Annotated in this window: 2 protein-coding genes; one reads left to right on the top strand and one right to left on the bottom strand. The window is 45.8% G+C overall.

Annotated elements, in window-relative coordinates; genetic code table 11:
• Window positions 1-213: 213 nt before the first annotated feature.
• A complete protein-coding gene (locus LKD70_RS18930; RefSeq protein WP_407691009.1) occupies window positions 214-726 on the bottom strand; it encodes a hypothetical protein in 513 nt (170 codons plus the stop codon).
• A gap of 36 nt (window positions 727-762) precedes the next feature.
• Here LKD70_RS18930 and LKD70_RS18925 point away from each other — a divergent pair, with 36 nt between their 5' ends.
• The gene (locus LKD70_RS18925; RefSeq protein WP_407691008.1) at window positions 763-1,614 is read left to right on the top strand and encodes a transposase; all 852 of its coding nucleotides are present in this window, start codon (window positions 763-765) and stop codon (window positions 1,612-1,614) included.
• The last annotated feature ends 265 nt before the right edge of the window (window positions 1,615-1,879 follow it).

The following is a 1,879-nucleotide window of genomic DNA, read 5'->3' as shown; positions in this document are numbered from 1 at the left end:
GGTAGTGTCAAAACTACCTTCGTTTTTTATTGTAAAAGTTACGTTTTACCTTGATTTTTCGGAGGTTTGCAAATAAAAAGAGCATTGACCTCCCTTTTCTGGTATAATGTCAATCGCCAAACCAACCTTATACAAAAGGAGCCAACGCTCATGGACATTATACTTTATCTTCTCACCATTATTCAATACCTTTATCAGTTGAATTGCTGGTTATTAAATTTTATCTGCAGATACATCCCGCTCAAGCAGTGGACGTTTGATGACTCTCATTCCCCCAAATACCAGAAGTACAAGATTGATGAACTTCCTTTGATTACGGATTTCCGTCAGGACTGGACCTATAAGGAACTGATTCCTTACTTCGATAAGCGTTACCGCAAGAAGATCCACCCCATCAACCGACAGTCCGAATGTGACATCCCGGAAGAATGTTCCTGTCCCCGTTGTCAGGCTCCAAAACCCTATCTTTACAAGAACAACGGCTCCAAAGGACAACTTTCCTGCAAAGTCTGTGACGCAAAGTTCTCTCAGCAAGATAACCGCTTTTCTGCCATAAAACTTCGCTGTCCCCACTGCGGGAATACTCTTGTCCCGAAGAAAGACCGGAAGTTCTTTGTCTTGCATAAGTGCGTAAACCCGAAATGCCCTTACTATCTCCATAACCTTAAAAAAGTGGAGCCAGAACATCTCAATGAGGCTTACGGAAAAAATAAATACAAGCTCCATTACATCTACCGTGAATTCACTGTAGATTTCTTCCGCATGGATTTAAACTCCCTTCCAAAAAATGCTTCTTCCCTGAAGTTCAGCCGGCATAACGCCCATGTCATGGGGCTCTGTCTGACTCTCCATGTAAATCTTGGTCTCTCCCTGCGCAAGACTTCTCAGGCTCTCAAAGACCTTTACAACATCCGGATCTCCCATCAGCAAGTCGCCAACTATGCCAGGACTGCCGCCCTTGTCATCAAGCCTTTCGTTGACAACTATGATTACAAGACCGGAACCACCTTTATCGCCGATGAAACCTATATCAAAGTCCGCGGGATCAAAGGATACATCTGGTTCATCATGGATGCGGTATCCCGCTCCATTCTTGGCTATCAGGTCTCTGATAACCGCGGGGTAGGTCCCTGCATCCTTGCTATGCGCATGGCTTTCCGTAAGTTAAAGCAGCTTCCGGAAAACTTCCGCTTTATCGCCGATGGATACAGCGCCTATCCACTTGCGGCACAGCAGTTCTTCCTCCAATTCGGTGAGAAGTTCCGTTTTGATATCACTCAGGTCATCGGGCTTACGAACGAGGACGAAGTCTCCAAAGAGTTCCGGCCTTTCAAACAGATGATCGAGCGTCTCAACCGTACATTTAAAGCCTCCTACCGCATAACCTGCGGCTATGACAACTATGAGGGTGCCAGCTACAATGTCTCCCTCTGGGTCGCTTATTATAACTTCCTCAGACCGCATCAGCACAACCACTATCGTGTTCTCAATAAAGTAGAGCATCTGGAAAATGCCGACAACATGCCGGGCAAGTGGCAGCTGCTTATCTTTCTCGGGCAACAGACCATCCTGCAGATGCAGAAGTCTCAAGCAGAAGAATCAGTCTGTTCCTAGATTCAGAGCCGGAGATAACAACTCAGCCATCCCGGAGGGATTTACCCTTGATGGCACGCAAAAACAATGCTACAATGCTGTGATCCAGACGGAGAAACCAGCCTGTTCCTGAGTTCTTCGCCGTCGATAAGGCACTCAGAGCATTGCTTTTGTGTGCTGTCAAGGGTGGCGTAAGTTGCCATCAAACATCATATCTGCAATTTTCAAGGTTCAATCTGAGCCTATTTCTTAGACTTTATTTTTTCATAACTCATTTGACACTACC

Origin of the sequence: Ruminococcus turbiniformis, from assembly GCF_020687545.1 — a bacterium.
GTDB lineage: Bacteria > Bacillota > Clostridia > Lachnospirales > Lachnospiraceae > Mediterraneibacter > Mediterraneibacter turbiniformis.
Note: the sequence above shows the minus strand (reverse complement) of the source record. Positions and strands in the feature narration are given on the sequence as shown.